Here is a 15,507-nt window from a genome sequence, read left to right on the forward strand (position 1 = left end):
TACATCCTCCTTATTCTTGGGCTTTACAGTGATGTAATACCCAACTAACCAAAATGTAAACTTTTTATCATCTTTTTTTCTATACAGTATAGCAAAATCCCTTTAGCTGATCAGCTTAATATGTACAAAAAAGCAGCGGATTGTCTCACACTGCCTTCTGTCATTGTTATACTAATGCATTTTCATATGCCTTTAAATACTTCTGAATGTCTCCTGCACCCATAAAGATCAGCACACTATTTTGATGCTCTTTTAATACGGTTATATCTTGTTCATCGATCAGTCCAGCATCCCCGATTTTTTCTTGAAGGTCAGAGATTGTTAGCTTGCCTGCATGTTCACGAGCTGATCCAAATATATCACAAAGATAAACATAATCAGCTTTTTTTAAGCTTTCTGCAAATTCATTCAAAAAAGACTGTGTTCGAGTAAATGTATGTGGCTGAAATACTGCAACAATGTCCCTTTCAGGATATTTTTGTCTTGCCGCTTCAATCGTCACCATGATTTCAGTTGGATGGTGCGCATAATCATCAATTAAAACTTGATCACCCACCACTTTTTCGTTAAACCTTCGCTTGACACCGTTAAAAGTTTGAAGGCCTTCTTTTATAATGTCAACATCTACTTGTTCATAATGACAAAGAGCAATTACAGCCAAAGAATTAAGCACATTATGGCTTCCATAAGCCGGAATATAGAAGGTGTCATAAAATGTATTTCTGACAAAAACATCAAATGTTGTACCTTCCGTATTTTTGATCACATTTCTCGCCTGAAAATCGTTTTCATCAGCAAAGCCATAATAAACAACTGGAACATTTGCATGAATTTTCATAAGGTACTCATCATCACCACAGGCAATAATTCCTTTATTGACCTGTAAAGCCATCGTTTGAAATGCATCAAACACATCATCAATGTTAGCGAAATAATCGGGATGGTCAAAATCGATATTTGTCATAATCGCATAATCCGGCTGATAGCTCAGAAAATGTCGACGGTATTCACAGGCTTCCAGTACAAAATATTCACTGTTTTCACTGCCTTTACCTGTACCATCCCCAATTAAGTAAGATGTTGGCTTCGCTTTTTGAATCACATGTGATAAAAGCCCTGTCGTCGAAGTCTTTCCATGGGCTCCAGTTACAGCAACACTGGTGAACTTCTTCAAGTAGTCGCCCAGAAATTTATGATAGCGAATGACAGGAATACCTTCAGCATAGGCTTTTGCTATTTCCGGATGGGAATCATCGAACGCGTTTCCTGCAATTACAGTCATTCCGGGTTTAATATTTTCGGGATTAAAGGAATAAACAGGAATATCCCTATCTTCTAGAGCATTTTGAGTAAAAATGTATTTTTCGATATCCGATCCTTGGACAGTAAATCCATTATCGTGAAGAATTTGGGCAAGTGGGCTCATACCTGTCCCCTTTATGCCGACAAAATGATAAACAGTCATAATTGTACCTCCAACAAACGTCTATCTACTTTCCAGTATATGACGCTTATGTCAATTTGCAACCTCTTGTTATGTTGTATTTTTTAGTTAAATAAGTATCGTTTAAAGGCCCAGTCTATGATGGGTGAAAAATACACCCATCAGCTATCATACCACGTTTAGCTAAAAAATGAACCACTTTCTATCATGTGTTCCAATTCCGTCCTTGAAATTAAGACTTCTCTCGGCTTACTTCCTTTTGCTTCTGATATGAATCCTTTTTCTTCCATCATATCGATCAATCTGGCCGCTCTGTTATAGCCGATACGGAATCTTCGCTGCAGACTAGATGTACTAGTACTATTTTGCTCAACAGCAAATGTTAAGGCTTCTGGAAACAACTCGTCCTGCTCAAGACCAGCTGGATTTTGTCTAATTAACTCTTCTTGTTCAAACAAATAGACTGGCTTTTGTTGCTGTTTTACATGTGAAACGACTCGGTCAATCTCATAGTCAGAAACAAAGTTACCTTGAAGACGAACAGGTTTTCCAGAGCCATTCTCCAAAAAGAGCATATCCCCTTTTCCTAGAAGTTTTTCCGCTCCTGACATATCAATAATTGTTCTTGAATCAACACCACTTGATACAGAAAAGGCGATTCTAGTCGGTATATTTGCTTTAATTAAACCGGTTATGACATCGACAGATGGACGCTGAGTGGCAATGAGCAGATGGATGCCGCAAGCTCTTGCCTTTTGTGCAATCCGACAAATACTTTCCTCCACCTCATTTGGCGCAACCATCATTAAATCGGCAAGCTCATCAATAACAACGACAAGATATGGGAGTTTTTCTCCCATTTTTTTATCTTGAACTGTTTCATTGAAGCGCTCAATATCACGAACTCTCGCATGTGCAAATAATTCATAGCGCCGCTCCATTTCTTCGACAACCCATTTCAAAGCCGCAGTTGCCGCTTTAGCATCGGTAATAACGGGACTCACTAAATGCGGAATTTGATTATATGGCGCAAGCTCAACCATTTTAGGGTCAATCAGTAAGAGCTTTACTTCTGAAGGTGCCGCTTTATACAAGAGGCTCACTAACACCGTATTAATACAAACGCTTTTTCCTGATCCCGTAGCACCGGCAATTAATCCATGGGGCATTTTTTTTAAATCGAGAACGATTGGCTTCCCGGAAATATCCAGCCCAAGAGCAGATGTCAATGGAGACTGACTCGTCCTAAATTCAGGACTTCGAATCATCTCTCGCAAATAGACCATCTTGCTATGTAAGTTTGGAACCTCGATTCCGACTGTATTTTTCCCTGGAATCGGTGCCTCAATCCGAATATCTTTAGCAGATAAACTGAGCTTAATATCATCGGAAAGATTGGTAATTTTATTTACTTTTACTCCTGGCTCAGGATGCACTTCAAATCTCGTTACAGAAGGACCATATGTCACATGAACAACATTTGCTTTAACATTAAAGTTCTCCAGCGTTTCATTCAAAAGATCTTTTTGTTTCTGAATCCATGCATGGTCATCCTGTCTTTGAGCTGGCGGAACATCGAGAAGTGATAAACTTGGAAATTGATAAGTTTGTGGTGCCTTGATATTTTGTTTGTCAGATGAAAGCATCATCACATTAAAAGGTACTCGAGATGAGTAGCTCTTCTGTTGCTTTTGTGAAGACCCACCCATTTTACTCGTAGACTGATTTACTTTTTGATCAGAAACCTGTGAATCCGAATCCTGTTTCACTTCTTTTTGTTCATGTTCGTATTCCGAGACATCCTGTTGCTCTGATTTGTTTTCTAAATCGCTTTGCTGTAAGTCAAGCTCTAGGAGAGAGTGGTTATCACTCTCACTTTGTCTGTCTGTTGCAGTCTCACCAGTTGCCGACTCGGTTTCAGCTAATGGCTTTATAGTTGTTGGATCTTCTGTATGCTGCTTTTCGAAGTCATCGTCTTCTTCAATCAATCGCACTCTTTTTTGATTGTCTTCCGAAGATGGAAGATGAATTTCCGTTGGTTCGGTTATATTGATGGATTTCACTTCTTCTGACAGGGAAGGATCTCTAATTTCGATTTCCTCTCTGATACTGTCCGCTTTATGTTTTGGCGGAGAAGCAGGCTCAACTCTTTTTTGTTCATGAAAGCCGTAAACAGGTGAAGGTATTACTGATGGTCTAAATGGCTTTTTCGTAAATTCTGCCTCGTTTTTTGTAGAACCAGCATGCCTTCTATGAGACGAATAATGGTTGTTGACTCTTCGCTTTGTTTGCTGTTCTCTTGATTTCTTTTTGTTATTATTCTGGTCTGGAATCATTGGAAAACGGAATTTCCCTTTTGGATATTTATAAACCACTTTTGCATCTGGTATTCGTGGCATCTCTTCATTTTCTTGAAATACAGGCCGTACATTATACTGCTTTTCTATGTATTTAACCTGTTCTTTGTCGTCTTCATCTTCACCTAATATCAGGTTGAATAATTTATTAAACCAGCTCATCAATCATCACTCTCTAACTCCCTTAAATTTTTCGGGGACGTTTTTTAGTATACCATTGCTTCTCTCGCCAGAAAAGATCAAGGTCAATCTATCCAGTCCCTAAATATCAAAAGCCACCTAAGTTTTTTCACTTAAGTGGCTTTGTTTACATTGATTCGGAAGCTTGGTTTAATTTATGACATTTTAGAACTGAAATGCTTCCCCTATTATATAATGATCATCAAGGACAAGAATTCCTTTTTCCTGTGGTGCGTCAGGTAGGTTTAATTCTTTTGCAGAACAGATCATTCCACTGGAAGGCACTCCTCGAAGTTCAGCGTCTTTAATGACAAGACCGCTTGGCATCACAGCCCCGACCTTGGCAACAACAACCTTTTGTCCTGCTTCAACATTTGGCGCTCCGCAAACAATATTCAATGTTTCAGCACCTACATCTACTTTGCATACACTCAGTTTGTCAGCATTCGGATGTTTCTCTTTTTCTTTAACATAACCGATGACAAACTTTGGAGAAAGGTCGGCTGTCAGCTGATCTTTCAAACCGTTTCGGGCTAACACTTCATTCACATCTTGAACAAAGCTCTCAGACAGTGGAATTGAGCCGGTTTCAGACAGTTTCATATATGATGAAGTGTTAAAAATGTTATAGCCTGTTGTTTCCCCTGATTCTTTATCAAAAATTTTGACGACATCTCCAAAGCGCTCAAAAGCAATGTTTTCAGCTGAAATATCGTGAAGGTTAATTAACAGTGTATCACCGATTCCTTCTAGGTTATAAAATACGTTCATCCAAAAAATCCTTTCTATCTTTACTTTTTAGGGTGATTTTTTGCCATGATAAAAATTGGTTCAAGTTTCCCTTTCTCGTATAAAAAGGAAAGAGCTGTTATCGGTACAGTTCCATTGGCAAAAAAACTCATCGACATTTGTCCAAGAATATCATATCCCGCTTGGTTGCGGATATCCGCAATAATAAGGACATCTTGATGAGGGATTGAGACTGTGAGCGTTCCTTGCGCTTTTTCTTCATATTCTGCTAGAATCGAATCATTTAAAATCCGGCTGGCATCATAACCATCATTCGCTCTGAAAAAGTAAAAATGATTGTCAGCTACAATATCTTCTTTAACAATCGTTTGAAGGGAGCGAAGGTTAAACAAGGACATTTCTTTTATACTTTCCTTTGTTAAGCCCTCTTGGTCAAGCATATGTTGATCGAGCAGCCGATACGTATTGCCTAGATCAAGCGCATAATAAATTCTCGTTTCTGCGGTATGCTCATCAAAGATAAGTGGAGTGCCACCACTTGATTTGTGGGGAAATGACGTTGAACGGATCACAGGGTAAATCAAGTTTTCTCGCCCGTTGATCTCCTGTGATTGGTCCTTCATCGCCTTTAGGGCTTCTTTAGTATAATAGACCACTTCTTCAATAACTTCATCTTTTGTTTGCTCCCATTTTGCAATGATTCCGGGAAGCTCTAGTGTTATCCCCTTTTTAGCAAGCTTGTCCTCGATCCGAAGGGTGTCTTTTTCTTTATCGAAATGAAAGGACCAGCTTTCATTTTGCAGACGTCTTTTTAAAATGTCGGAAAGTTTCATTGGCGTCATTTTCATAGAGGAACTCTCCTTTCGTCGTTACTTTTTCAAGGAGTCATTTAAAAATTGTTCAATTTCATCTTTTGTTTTGCGAGCTTTATTGACAAAACGGCTCACTTCCTTACCGTTTTTAAAAACGAGAAAACTTGGAATTCCGAAAATATCCCATTCAGCACATGTATCAATAAATTGATCCCGATCAACATAGTAAAATGTGAATTCTGGGAAATTTGCTTCAAGCTCTGGCAAAAAAGGATCGACAAAACGACAATCCGGACACCAATCAGCTGAAAACATCAATAGGGATAAATCTGAACGAATGGATTTTTCCAGTTCTTCAGCAGTTTCAATTTTTTTCAAGATACAACGCCTCCAGTAAATTTGTTCTCATTTTCATTCAGATCAGATCATACCAGACATCTAACAGTATAGCCAGATATTTGCCAACAGTCTATTTTTTAAATAAAATCAAACCATACTTGTTTAACATGATCAGTAAACGGGTAAAAGTATGTTAATGGTTTTTATTTAAACAAAGGAGGAGTTTTCATGGAATTTATCGTTTATTTAGCGGGAGAAATACATACCAACTGGCGCGAAGAAGTAAAAGAAAAAGCGAAATCTCTTAAACTACCCTTCAAATTTGTCGGTCCAATGGAAGATCATGACCGCTCTGACAACATCGGTGAAGAAATATTAGGCAAGCAGGCTGATTCAATCGCAAAAGATCATGTAGCCTCAGATATAAACAATTTCAGAACTTCCGTTTTCATGAACAAGGCAGATATTGTGATTGCACTGTTTGGTGAAAAATATAAACAATGGAACACAGCCATGGATGCTTCATCTGCCATTGCAAAAGGGAAACCACTCATTATCATTCGCCCGAAGTCTCTTCACCATCCACTAAAAGAACTGTCAAACAAAGCAAATATTACGGTTGAAACTGTTAATCAGGCCATGAAATCACTCTCATATTTATTTGAAACTTCCTGATAAAGTCCTTTATCAACATGGAACAGGGGAAATTGCGAGACTCAGTCGGGAACAACGAGCCAAGCGAGACCCCAAAAGAGCAAGGAACGAGCTCCGAGAAGACTCGCAGATCGCCCGCGGAAAGCGAGCAAATTTCCCGATTTTTATAAATGGACATTACTTTCAGGACAAAATAGTTTTAAATATTAATCATTTATAATCGATTGAACTAAAGATCTGTCACATGCTTTTACCAGCTTGATGAGCAATTCTTTTGCAGCTTGATAATCATCAACATGAATAATAGAAGCTGCTGTATGAATATACCTTGAACAGATACCGATCACTGCTGAAGGGACACCATCATTAGAAATATGCACTCTTCCAGCATCTGTCCCGCCTCGTGAAACAAAATATTGATATGGAATATCATAGGTTTCAGCAGTATCAAGCACAAAATTTCTCATTTCTCTGTGAGTCACCATTGTCCTGTCAAAAATCCTTAAAAGCACCCCTTTTCCAAGCTGACCAAATTGCTGTTTATCTCCGTACGTATCGTTTGCCGGGCTGGCATCAAGCGCAAAAAATAAATCAGGTTGAATCATATTGGCTGCAGCCTGGGCTCCTCTTGTGCCAACTTCTTCTTGAACAGTTGCTCCTGAATACAGGGTGTTCGGAAGGTCTACTCCCTGCACTTCTTTCATTAATTCGATGCTTAAACCGCACCCATAACGGTTATCCCATGCTTTCGCCATCCATTTTTTTTGATTAGCTAGCGGTGTAAACGGACAGATTGGCACAATTTGTTGCCCCGGTCTGACACCGATCTTCTCTGCATCTTCCCGATCATCTGCACCGATATCAATCACCATTGCTTTAATATCCATTGGACGTTTCCGCTCTTCATCACTTAGAATATGAGGTGGTTTGCTTGCAATGATTCCCGGAATCGGCCCATTCTCTGTATGGATTTCGACACGCTGAGCCAAAAGCACCTGGCTCCACCAACCGCCAAGCGTTTGAAACCGAATCATGCCATTATCCGTAATAGCAGTTACCATAAATCCTACTTCATCCATATGGCCAGCCGCCATAATTTTCGGACTATCCTTAGGACCTTGTTTTACGCCAAACACTCCGCCAAGCCGATCTTGAATGATCTCATCAGAATATTTTTCAAGTTCCTTTTTCATGAAGGCACGGACAAGATGTTCATTTCCGGGTGCACCAGGAAGTTCGGTCAGCGTTTGAAATAGTATTTTCGTTTCGTGGTTCATCTGTTTCCCTCATTTCATATAGATCTAGTACACATTTTACATAAGTACACAATATCTTTCCAGAAAAGAAGCTATTCTTAACATGAAAGGACATGTTCTGTATAATGAAAAATAAGAAACTTTGGAGGTGCTAATCGATTATGAAGTTGCGTCATTTTGTTCTTGGAGCGGGAATCGGCATTGCAGCAGCTTTTGTTGTCAAAGAATATGTCGCATCACCTTACATTTCTTCAGAAAAAGCGCTTCGCATCGTAAAATCCGCTTTTAAACAGAGAGGTCCGATTGATGGATCATGGATTTATACTGTTCCTGAGCCATATAAAGTAAATGGTGAAACCGTAACCGTTTATAAAACAGGGGTCACTCGTTCAGTCTTAGGAGAGCTTGAACAGTATGAAGTGATGGTTGATGCAAAAACAGGCATGATTGTAGATGTTATTGACACTGCAGCATAGTATGAAAAGTCTTTATTAACATGGATCAAGGGGAAATTGCGAGACTCAGGCGGGAACAGAGAGGCTCGCGGCTTGCCCGCGGAAAGCGAGCAAATTCCCCATTTTTATTCATCTACATTACTTTCAGAACACCCCTCTTGTCAGATTATAAACTCTTCTCTCTTCTCAATGACACTGTAATATCTCCGTTTTCATCCCATTTTAAAGCTCTGAAAACCGCATCATGATAAAAGATATACCACGCATCTTTTTCAGCTGCTTTTGCCTGCCACTTTTGTTTAGCAGCAATTGAGTTGAGCGGATAATCATCATAGGCAAGCACCCATAAAGGATTCCGATGGGCATGTGTAGGCATGATATCCGCCATATGAAAAGCTGTTTCACCCGAATCTTCCAGCACTATGATGGCATGACCGTCACTGTGTCCACCTGTATGATACATGGAGATTCCTTGGACAATTTCACGCTTTTCTGTAAACGTTTTCACCTGATGTTGAATCGCTTCCCAGTTTTCTTTCCAGTATGTATTTTTGGAGCGAATATTGGGATGTTTCATTTCTTCCCATTCAATGGAAGACGTATAAATCACAGCATTTTTGAAAACAGAAACAAGTTCATCTCCTTCATAACGTGTTAATCCGCTCGCATGATCAAAATGAAGGTGGGTCATCAACACAGCATCGATATCATCTGTTGAAAGTCCAAGTGTTTTTAATGATTGATCAAGTGAAGTTTCTTCTGTAACTCCATAGTTTCTTTTTTGTTTATCCGTCATTTTGCCAAATCCGATGCCTGAATCGATTAACAGATTTACTCCGCCCTTTTGAACGAGGATTGGATCTGTCCTCAACTCAATCTGATTCTTATCATTGACAGCATATTTTTTTGACCAAAGTGGTTTTGGCACAACACCAAACATGGCGCCTCCGTCCATATGTGTGACACCGCCATTTAACCAAGTCAATTTAATATTCCCGATATTTAACATTTCCATCTAATATCCCTCCCACTCTATCCTAGCAAAAAGATCATTTAAGCAAAACAAAAAACAGACCTGGGGAATGTCTGTTTTTTCATATTCTCCACTCAGCTTCAACTCTGTAAATAGGCTGACCTTTAGCAGAAAACTTTTCTTCATATTCAGTCATTACATTATCTTCAAAATCGCTTTGGTGCAAGTCAAGGCTAATAAATGTCAAAACAAGACCGTATTCAGAAAAACTTTTTAAAGAGTATTCGAATAAACCACGGTTATCTGTTTTAAAGTGAATGGCCCCCTTGCCCCCTAACACCTGCTCATATTTTTTCAAAAACACCTGGTTTGTCAAACGGCGTTTTTCATGACGCTTTTTTGGCCACGGATCAGAAAAATTCAAATAGACTCTTTTAATTTCCCCATCTGCAAATACATCTGGGAGCATCTCTGCATTGATATTTAACAATTTGACATTCGGCACTTCTGTTTGTTTTAATCTATCAACCGCAGTGACGATAACGCTTTTAAACAACTCAATGCCAATATAGTTCACATCTGGATTTTTCTCGGCCATACCTGAAATAAACTGACCTTTTCCAGTCCCTACTTCAATATGGATCGGATTGTCATTTCCAAAAATGGAATGCCATACCCCTTTATATTTAGACGGATCACTGATGACAATATGTGAGTTCTCCGCCAAGTAATCATCCGCCCAAGGCTTGTGACGCATTCTCATGTACTTACACCTCTATCTGTAATATCGACTAACAACATATCATGAAATGTATTGTCCCGCAAGATTTCTCCCAAGGCAAAAAAGAACCTGAGCTCTCTGAGGTCCAGATCCTTCGTGTATAAAAAACATCTTTCCTGAACAATATATCCATATACTGCGAATGAAGGGAAGTGGCATTTTTATGGGATTAAATCACGAAAATCAAATGCACCTATTAAAAGACATTCTTTCTGACCATCAAGCAGATTGCTCCGGTACTGTTGCTGAATGTGAACAGGTTGAACGAATCATTAAATCGTTATACACAAATATAGACCTTGATGCTAACTTTAAAGGTGTGCTCGAAGATATATACCTCTACAGCCAAAGAGGAAAATCATCACCTTCTATTCAAAATCATATTCTTGAGCATCAAGATCAACTCACACAGTGGGTAGAAGATATTGATTCATTTTCGTAATGGTCAGATAAGACGCTCTATTAGTATGTTAAGCTGTTCAAGGTCTTGATGGAAGCTCTCATGATTTCCTCTTTTTAGTTGCCAAAGCGGTGAAATTGCAGCCTCTGCCAATACGTACCAAGCCATCCTGAGCTTTAGATTGTCAGTTAATGAAATACCATAACGTTTCAGCCAGTTTTCCCAATCTTGCTCCCCAACATAGTGGTAAAGCAGATGCCCTAAATCAATGGCAGGATCTGCAATCATAGCACCGTCCCAATCAATTAAATAAAGCTGATCTTCATCTGTCAAAAGCCAATTATTATGATTCACATCACAGTGGCAGACAACTTTTGCTGCGCACTTTACATCATTCAGATGATGTTCAAGATAAAAAAGGACTTGTTCAAGCTGTGGAATCGAATACTGTTGGGCTTGGATAAATTGTTTTAATTGTGTGATTACGGAACTTGGCTGAAAAGGCTGAATACCGAGTCTTTTCAGCATATCCAACAGCTCTTTTGAAGTATGGATTTTCCGAAGCATCTCAGCCACCGCTTGACTGTTCATATCTTTCGGTTTCAGCTCCCTGCCTTTAAGCCAGTGTTGCGCTGTAATCACATCTCCATTTTCCAATCGTTTCGTCCAAACGAGCTTAGGAACAATTCCTTCCGCAGACAAGACAGCTAAAAAAGGAGAGCTATTCCGTTTTAAAAAAAGTTGCTGTCCATTATGTTTTGCATAAAATGCATCTCCTGTAGCTCCTCCCGCGGGGGAAATTTCCCATTCGCTACCTAATAATTGTCCCAACCAGTTCATATCGATTTTCAACCCATCATTTCTCAAAGATTTTAAAGGCATTTAATGCCTTCTAATAGAAAAAAACGTTTTATGTTCATTCTATATTCAAATAAAAAGACGGCTATTGAGAGTCATCTGTGCTAAACAATAGCCGTCTTTTAAATTTTATCGCTATCTGGCAAACTTCGTCAAGCATAATTAAACTTTTAAACGGAGAGAATCGGTGCTTGTTTTAACAAGAACCGGCGTTGAACCAATGATTTCACCGTCTGCTTGGAATAGGATTCTTTCATTTGTATGAAAGTAGATTTCTTTCGTTTTAAATACGTTAACACCTATTTTGCCTATATGCTTTCCAAAGGCCATAGCAAGCAAAAGACCGGCTTTTTTGAGTGTTGGAAGGTCTTCAATGATCATCACATCCAAAATAGCCTCACGGGGACTTGCATTTGGTGCAATCTTCATTCCTCCACCATAGTATGGATGATTTGAAACAGCTGTAAACCAGACTTTTTTATATGTTCTAGTTTCTCCTTCAGTTTCAATTGAAAGGACAAACGGTTTAAATGTAAAAGCAGACACAAAAAAGATGATTGGATGAAGCAACGGCTTCAACTTCAAAAACCTCACCCATTTCGGTAATTCTGAGATTTTTTTTTCAGCATAGACGTCAAAACCGATACTAAGATGATTAGCAAAATAAAGCTCATTTGAACTATCTTTTGTTTGAAAACTGCCCAGTGCATAAGTGCGTGTAAGCGATTCCCCTGTCCGTTTTAAATTTTTGATCATCTGTGACTTTTTAACGGAATAACCTCGCTTAAAATCATTTCCTGAGCCCACTGGAATGACGCTTAGTTGAATATCTTGGAGACTGATTAAACCATTCAACACTTCATGGATCGTTCCGTCCCCGCCAACAACTAGCAAACGTTTCAACCTATCATCCTGTATCGTTGATATTTGTCGTGCCAAAACCTCTGCATGCCCAGGATACTGTGTCATAAACGAGCGATACGATACATTTGCTTTCCGAAGTTCCTTTTGCAATGTTTTCCAAACGCTAAGAGATGACGAGTTTCCTGCTTTCGGATTAATGATGATATACCATTCACTCATAATTTATTTCTCCATTTGACATTCTAAAAAATGCATGAATAGCTAATTGAGCCATTCCTTTCTTCGCTTTGAATCTGAGACTCCATAAGATAACAAAAGCTTTGCCGTTTTTAGCTGTTGATTTTTAATGGGAGCAATATTTTTTTTATGTTTTGCTAGCCAATCACTCCACTGTCTTCTATCAAAAACTTCTATTCCATATGGCGGGTCAGGGTAATCGATAAAAGATGTTCTGCTGATGATCACTTTGTGGATAGGGAGGTCAATCTTTGCTTTTTTTAATAAACCCGTCACAATAGATCCTGTCCTTAAAAGTTCAGTAGAAGGATTCAAAACAGACTTCTCCACACCTCTTACTGTTTTCTCTTTCCAAAAACGGTTTTTGGAACCATTAAAAACACTTTCCCTTTCACCTTCAAGAAATACGACACAAAAGATTTCAAGCGGAGTTAAAATGATGGTGCTCAGTTCGGCTGTTGCTTGATTAACTTGTAAAACCGGACGATACATCAGAAAATAAGAATCAGGAAGCTGCTGAGCTAAAATTTGCAGGATCTTGTCATTCTTTATTTCCCGGGAAAGCTTGGAAATGTCTGAAATCGTCGAGCTTGCCCATTTTAACTGGAACTCATAAATATATTCCTTAAAAAAAGATAGTAAATCTTTTCTATCCACAGGAATCCTCGCAAGAAACGATTCGTTTAGATCCTTATCTAAACTGTTAAATAACTGACCATTCACTTCATTGCTAGTCTTAATATCGGATATATCTTTTTTTCTCTTTAATGAAAATTTTTTTTGACGCCCTTTTTCTTCCTCTAAAGATTGAGATTCAAGAAGTTGAGCCGCTTCCTTCTCTTTCGCAATGTCGACCATTGACTGCCAACGCTGTTTTTTTAAGCGAATATATTGATTCATATAGTGATAAGGATCTTGCTCATATCTTGAAATACAGTCCTGTATTTTAATAATCTGTGCCATTGTTTTTCATCTCCGAATCCTGCTCGTCTGTTGCCGCCTGTTTCCCAAAAACGATAACAGTTTTATGTTCATATTTGGGAAGTTGGTTTAAATGGGTCGCAAAAATGACGAACTGCTTTGCTGTGAATGATATGTCGTTTTTCAATGTTTGGGTATGTCCATGAAAAGGAACAGCAGACTTCCATTTTCTCGCAATTGTAATATGCGGGTGAAATGACCGATTCTCGATGGCAAAACCCACTTCAGAAGCGGCCCTTTTCACCTGTTCTCTTACATGTAAAAGAATTTTCGAATGTTCTGGTTCGACATAAAGTATCCTTGGTTGTGACGATTTGCCGAATGTTCCGGTTTTTTTCAGTGTGAGCTGAAAAGAAGAAATATGCTCAGCAATTAGCTGAAGTTTGTTCTCAAGTGCTAAAAGCTGATCTTGATCAGCAGATCCTAGAAACACAAGGGTCAAGTGATAATCTAAAGGATGCACCCATTTATGAAAAGAAAAATCCGGATTATCTTTCATTATTTGATGAAGATGCTCTGAAAGCTCTGCCGGAAATGGAATTCCAATAAAATAATGCGGTTGTACAGACATATGTATAACTTCCTTCCATTCATCTTCTTTACATTTTAACAAATATTTATGGTACTTATAACCTTTCTTTTTTACTTTTCCATGCTTTATGGTGATATTAGGTAAACCATTTTGTAAAATTGAACCAATTCCTAGTGTAGAGCAAAACAAGAATGAAAATGAAAAAGGAGCTGTCTAAAAAGTCCTTTTTCAACATAAATCAGGGGGAATTACGAGACTCCTGCGGAGCCAGGCGAGACCCAAGAGGAGCAAGGAACGAGCTCCGAGGAGGCTCGCGGATCGCCCGCGGAAAGCAAGCAAATTCCCCAATTTTTATTCATCCACACGACTTTCAGGACAGCCCATTATGAAATTGAAGATTCCATTGCACACGCTTTTTTCGCAAAGATATTTATTCCCAAAATGATCAGAAAAGAGAGCGTAGATAAAATACCAAAGAAAAGGTAAACATAGAGTGCTGAATACCTTTCAAAAATTAAGCCCCCCATATATGTACTAAACCAATTTCCCAAACCGTTACCAACTGCTGAATATAAACTAATCGCTGTTGCACCTAAATGTGCTGGTGCCAACTTTCTAACATATTGAAGAGCGGCAGGAATGAACAGTCCGACTGAAAAGCCTTGAACAACACATGTTGCATAAACAAATGGGAGTGATGGCATAAAAAAATAAAAAATCCAGCGCACTGAAGAAATAAAAACAGCAAATAACAACACTCTCTCAATTCCAAACCGCTGAATGAAACCGTTCGCTGCCTTCATAAATGGAGCCTCACTACCGGCTGCAAACAAAAACGCGATGCCTACCCCGGCAAGTGTACCGCCAATTTCATTAATATAAATTCCGAAATAAATATTGTGAGCTAAAGTCGGGCCCATCATAAAAAAAGCCGCTACTAAAAAAAGAAAGTATTTTTTAATTTTAAGAAGTTCTTTAATCCCTGATTTTAAATTAACCTTCATTGTTTTATTTTCTTTCGGAAGCCTTGAAGCAAATACCGCTGCCAAAATTAAAAAAATCATAAACGTATAAAAAATCACGGAAAGATGAAATGTTTCTGCAAGCCTGCCTATTATAAACACAGCTGCTGCAAACCCAAGGGCTCCCCAGAGCCTGATCGAGCCATAAGGGATCTTAGATTTCTCAGCAAAGTCAATCGCAATACTATCTGAAAGCGGAACAACTGCACTTTGAAACATCGAAAGTAAGACCATCATCACCATCAGGATTACAAACGAATGTGCAAACGAGAATAAAAATGCAAATATAGCGGTAAATAGTAAAGCCAGCGTTAGCAATACCGTTGGTTTTCGTGTTAAGTCACTTGCCATCCCCCAAATAGGCTGAATGAATATCATAACAACTGGACTGATCGACATGATCAACCCAATCTGTCCTCCAGATAAGTGGACAGCGTCCTTTAAGTAGACAGACAAGAGCGGAAAAAACGCGCCATAGCCAAAAAAGAATAAAAAATAGAATGAATAAAACCGCTTACTCATATGTAAGTTCAAAATAGCTCCCTCTCCCCTCAACGGTTCCTACACCTATAACTATATGATTTAATTTTGGGTCCGGCAATAGCTCACACT

Annotated in this window: 15 protein-coding genes and 1 pseudogene; 3 read left to right on the forward strand and 13 right to left on the reverse strand. The window is 38.8% G+C overall.

Annotated elements, in window-relative coordinates; genetic code table 11:
- Positions 1 to 166 precede the first annotated feature (166 nt).
- From murC to HOO54_RS16395, 5 genes and pseudogenes are all read right to left on the reverse strand, one after another.
- Positions 167 to 1,465 (reverse strand): UDP-N-acetylmuramate--L-alanine ligase, encoded by a 1,299-nt coding sequence (gene murC, locus HOO54_RS16375; protein WP_172297122.1) that lies wholly within the window; start codon positions 1,463 to 1,465, stop codon positions 167 to 169.
- 158 nt (positions 1,466 to 1,623) lie between these two features.
- Positions 1,624 to 3,660, reverse strand: a pseudogene (locus HOO54_RS16380) (DNA translocase FtsK); the annotation flags it as partial.
- A gap of 486 nt (positions 3,661 to 4,146) precedes the next feature.
- On the reverse strand, positions 4,147 to 4,752 hold the full coding sequence (gene ytpR, locus HOO54_RS16385; protein ID WP_172297124.1) for a YtpR family tRNA-binding protein: 606 nt from the start codon (positions 4,750 to 4,752) through the stop codon (positions 4,147 to 4,149).
- Between the two features lie 20 nt (positions 4,753 to 4,772).
- Positions 4,773 to 5,579 (reverse strand): DUF1444 domain-containing protein, encoded by an 807-nt coding sequence (locus HOO54_RS16390; RefSeq protein ID WP_172297125.1) that lies wholly within the window; start codon positions 5,577 to 5,579, stop codon positions 4,773 to 4,775.
- Positions 5,580 to 5,600: 21 nt separating this feature from the next.
- Positions 5,601 to 5,921, reverse strand: coding sequence for a thioredoxin family protein (locus tag HOO54_RS16395; RefSeq protein ID WP_172297126.1), 321 nt, complete (start codon positions 5,919 to 5,921; stop codon positions 5,601 to 5,603).
- 189 nt (positions 5,922 to 6,110) lie between these two features.
- Here HOO54_RS16395 and HOO54_RS16400 point away from each other — a divergent pair, with 189 nt between their 5' ends.
- A complete protein-coding gene (locus HOO54_RS16400; RefSeq protein ID WP_172297127.1) occupies positions 6,111 to 6,557 on the forward strand; it encodes a YtoQ family protein in 447 nt (148 codons plus the stop codon).
- Between the two features lie 185 nt (positions 6,558 to 6,742).
- On the opposite strand, the gene HOO54_RS16405 is transcribed toward HOO54_RS16400, so the two are convergent.
- Entirely contained in the window at positions 6,743 to 7,813 is a 1,071-nt protein-coding gene (locus HOO54_RS16405) for a M42 family metallopeptidase (RefSeq protein ID WP_172297128.1), read from the reverse strand.
- Positions 7,814 to 7,953: 140 nt separating this feature from the next.
- Here HOO54_RS16405 and HOO54_RS16410 point away from each other — a divergent pair, with 140 nt between their 5' ends.
- Complete coding sequence (locus tag HOO54_RS16410) at positions 7,954 to 8,268, forward strand: PepSY domain-containing protein (RefSeq protein WP_172297130.1); 315 nt, start codon at positions 7,954 to 7,956, stop codon at positions 8,266 to 8,268.
- 145 nt (positions 8,269 to 8,413) lie between these two features.
- Here the strand turns inward: HOO54_RS16410 and HOO54_RS16415 are convergent, their stop codons facing one another.
- A complete protein-coding gene (locus HOO54_RS16415) occupies positions 8,414 to 9,262 on the reverse strand; it encodes a YtnP family quorum-quenching lactonase (RefSeq protein WP_172297132.1) in 849 nt (282 codons plus the stop codon).
- Positions 9,263 to 9,341: 79 nt separating this feature from the next.
- Positions 9,342 to 9,983 carry a tRNA (guanosine(46)-N7)-methyltransferase TrmB gene (gene trmB / locus HOO54_RS16420; protein WP_172297134.1) on the reverse strand — a complete coding sequence of 214 codons (642 nt, stop codon included), beginning with the start codon at positions 9,981 to 9,983 and terminating at the stop codon, positions 9,342 to 9,344.
- A 181-nt stretch (positions 9,984 to 10,164) separates the two neighbouring features.
- On the opposite strand from trmB, the gene HOO54_RS16425 reads away from it, so the two are divergent.
- Positions 10,165 to 10,443 carry a YtzH-like family protein gene (locus HOO54_RS16425; protein ID WP_172297136.1) on the forward strand — a complete coding sequence of 93 codons (279 nt, stop codon included), beginning with the start codon at positions 10,165 to 10,167 and terminating at the stop codon, positions 10,441 to 10,443.
- Between the two features lie 3 nt (positions 10,444 to 10,446).
- On the opposite strand, the gene HOO54_RS16430 is transcribed toward HOO54_RS16425, so the two are convergent.
- From HOO54_RS16430 to HOO54_RS16450, 5 genes are all read right to left on the reverse strand, one after another.
- Entirely contained in the window at positions 10,447 to 11,241 is a 795-nt protein-coding gene (locus HOO54_RS16430; protein ID WP_172299641.1) for a phosphotransferase family protein, read from the reverse strand.
- Between the two features lie 180 nt (positions 11,242 to 11,421).
- Positions 11,422 to 12,342: a YegS/Rv2252/BmrU family lipid kinase gene (locus HOO54_RS16435; protein WP_172297138.1), complete on the reverse strand. Its 921-nt coding sequence runs from the start codon at positions 12,340 to 12,342 to the stop codon at positions 11,422 to 11,424.
- Positions 12,343 to 12,384: 42 nt separating this feature from the next.
- Positions 12,385 to 13,323 carry a hypothetical protein gene (locus HOO54_RS16440; protein ID WP_172297140.1) on the reverse strand — a complete coding sequence of 313 codons (939 nt, stop codon included), beginning with the start codon at positions 13,321 to 13,323 and terminating at the stop codon, positions 12,385 to 12,387.
- Entirely contained in the window at positions 13,307 to 13,912 is a 606-nt protein-coding gene (thpR, locus tag HOO54_RS16445) for an RNA 2',3'-cyclic phosphodiesterase (RefSeq protein WP_172297142.1), read from the reverse strand. The genes HOO54_RS16440 and thpR overlap by 17 nt, the downstream gene beginning before the upstream one ends.
- Positions 13,913 to 14,256: 344 nt before the next feature.
- A complete protein-coding gene (locus tag HOO54_RS16450) occupies positions 14,257 to 15,429 on the reverse strand; it encodes an MFS transporter (RefSeq protein ID WP_253907699.1) in 1,173 nt (390 codons plus the stop codon).
- Between the last annotated feature and the right edge of the window lie 78 nt (positions 15,430 to 15,507).

The sequence above is a fragment of the Bacillus sp. WMMC1349 genome, from assembly GCF_013155385.1.
Taxonomy (GTDB): Bacteria; Bacillota; Bacilli; order Bacillales; family Bacillaceae; genus Bacillus.

Excerpts from the sequence above, each read along its gene's own strand:
- HOO54_RS16440 (WP_172297140.1), bottom strand. The coding sequence starts at position 13,323 with ATGGCACAGATTATTAAAATACAGGACTGTATTTCAAGATATGAGCAA.
- HOO54_RS16405 (WP_172297128.1), bottom strand. The coding sequence starts at position 7,813 with ATGAACCACGAAACGAAAATACTATTTCAAACGCTGACCGAACTTCCT.
- murC (WP_172297122.1), bottom strand. The coding sequence starts at position 1,465 with ATGACTGTTTATCATTTTGTCGGCATAAAGGGGACAGGTATGAGCCCA.
- HOO54_RS16425 (WP_172297136.1), top strand. The coding sequence starts at position 10,165 with ATGGGATTAAATCACGAAAATCAAATGCACCTATTAAAAGACATTCTT.
- trmB (WP_172297134.1), bottom strand. The coding sequence starts at position 9,983 with ATGAGAATGCGTCACAAGCCTTGGGCGGATGATTACTTGGCGGAGAAC.
- HOO54_RS16435 (WP_172297138.1), bottom strand. The coding sequence starts at position 12,342 with ATGAGTGAATGGTATATCATCATTAATCCGAAAGCAGGAAACTCGTCA.
- thpR (WP_172297142.1), bottom strand. The coding sequence starts at position 13,912 with ATGTCTGTACAACCGCATTATTTTATTGGAATTCCATTTCCGGCAGAG.
- HOO54_RS16415 (WP_172297132.1), bottom strand. The coding sequence starts at position 9,262 with ATGGAAATGTTAAATATCGGGAATATTAAATTGACTTGGTTAAATGGC.
- HOO54_RS16410 (WP_172297130.1), top strand. The coding sequence starts at position 7,954 with ATGAAGTTGCGTCATTTTGTTCTTGGAGCGGGAATCGGCATTGCAGCA.
- ytpR (WP_172297124.1), bottom strand. The coding sequence starts at position 4,752 with ATGAACGTATTTTATAACCTAGAAGGAATCGGTGATACACTGTTAATT.
- HOO54_RS16400 (WP_172297127.1), top strand. The coding sequence starts at position 6,111 with ATGGAATTTATCGTTTATTTAGCGGGAGAAATACATACCAACTGGCGC.
- HOO54_RS16390 (WP_172297125.1), bottom strand. The coding sequence starts at position 5,579 with ATGAAAATGACGCCAATGAAACTTTCCGACATTTTAAAAAGACGTCTG.
- HOO54_RS16430 (WP_172299641.1), bottom strand. The coding sequence starts at position 11,241 with ATGAACTGGTTGGGACAATTATTAGGTAGCGAATGGGAAATTTCCCCC.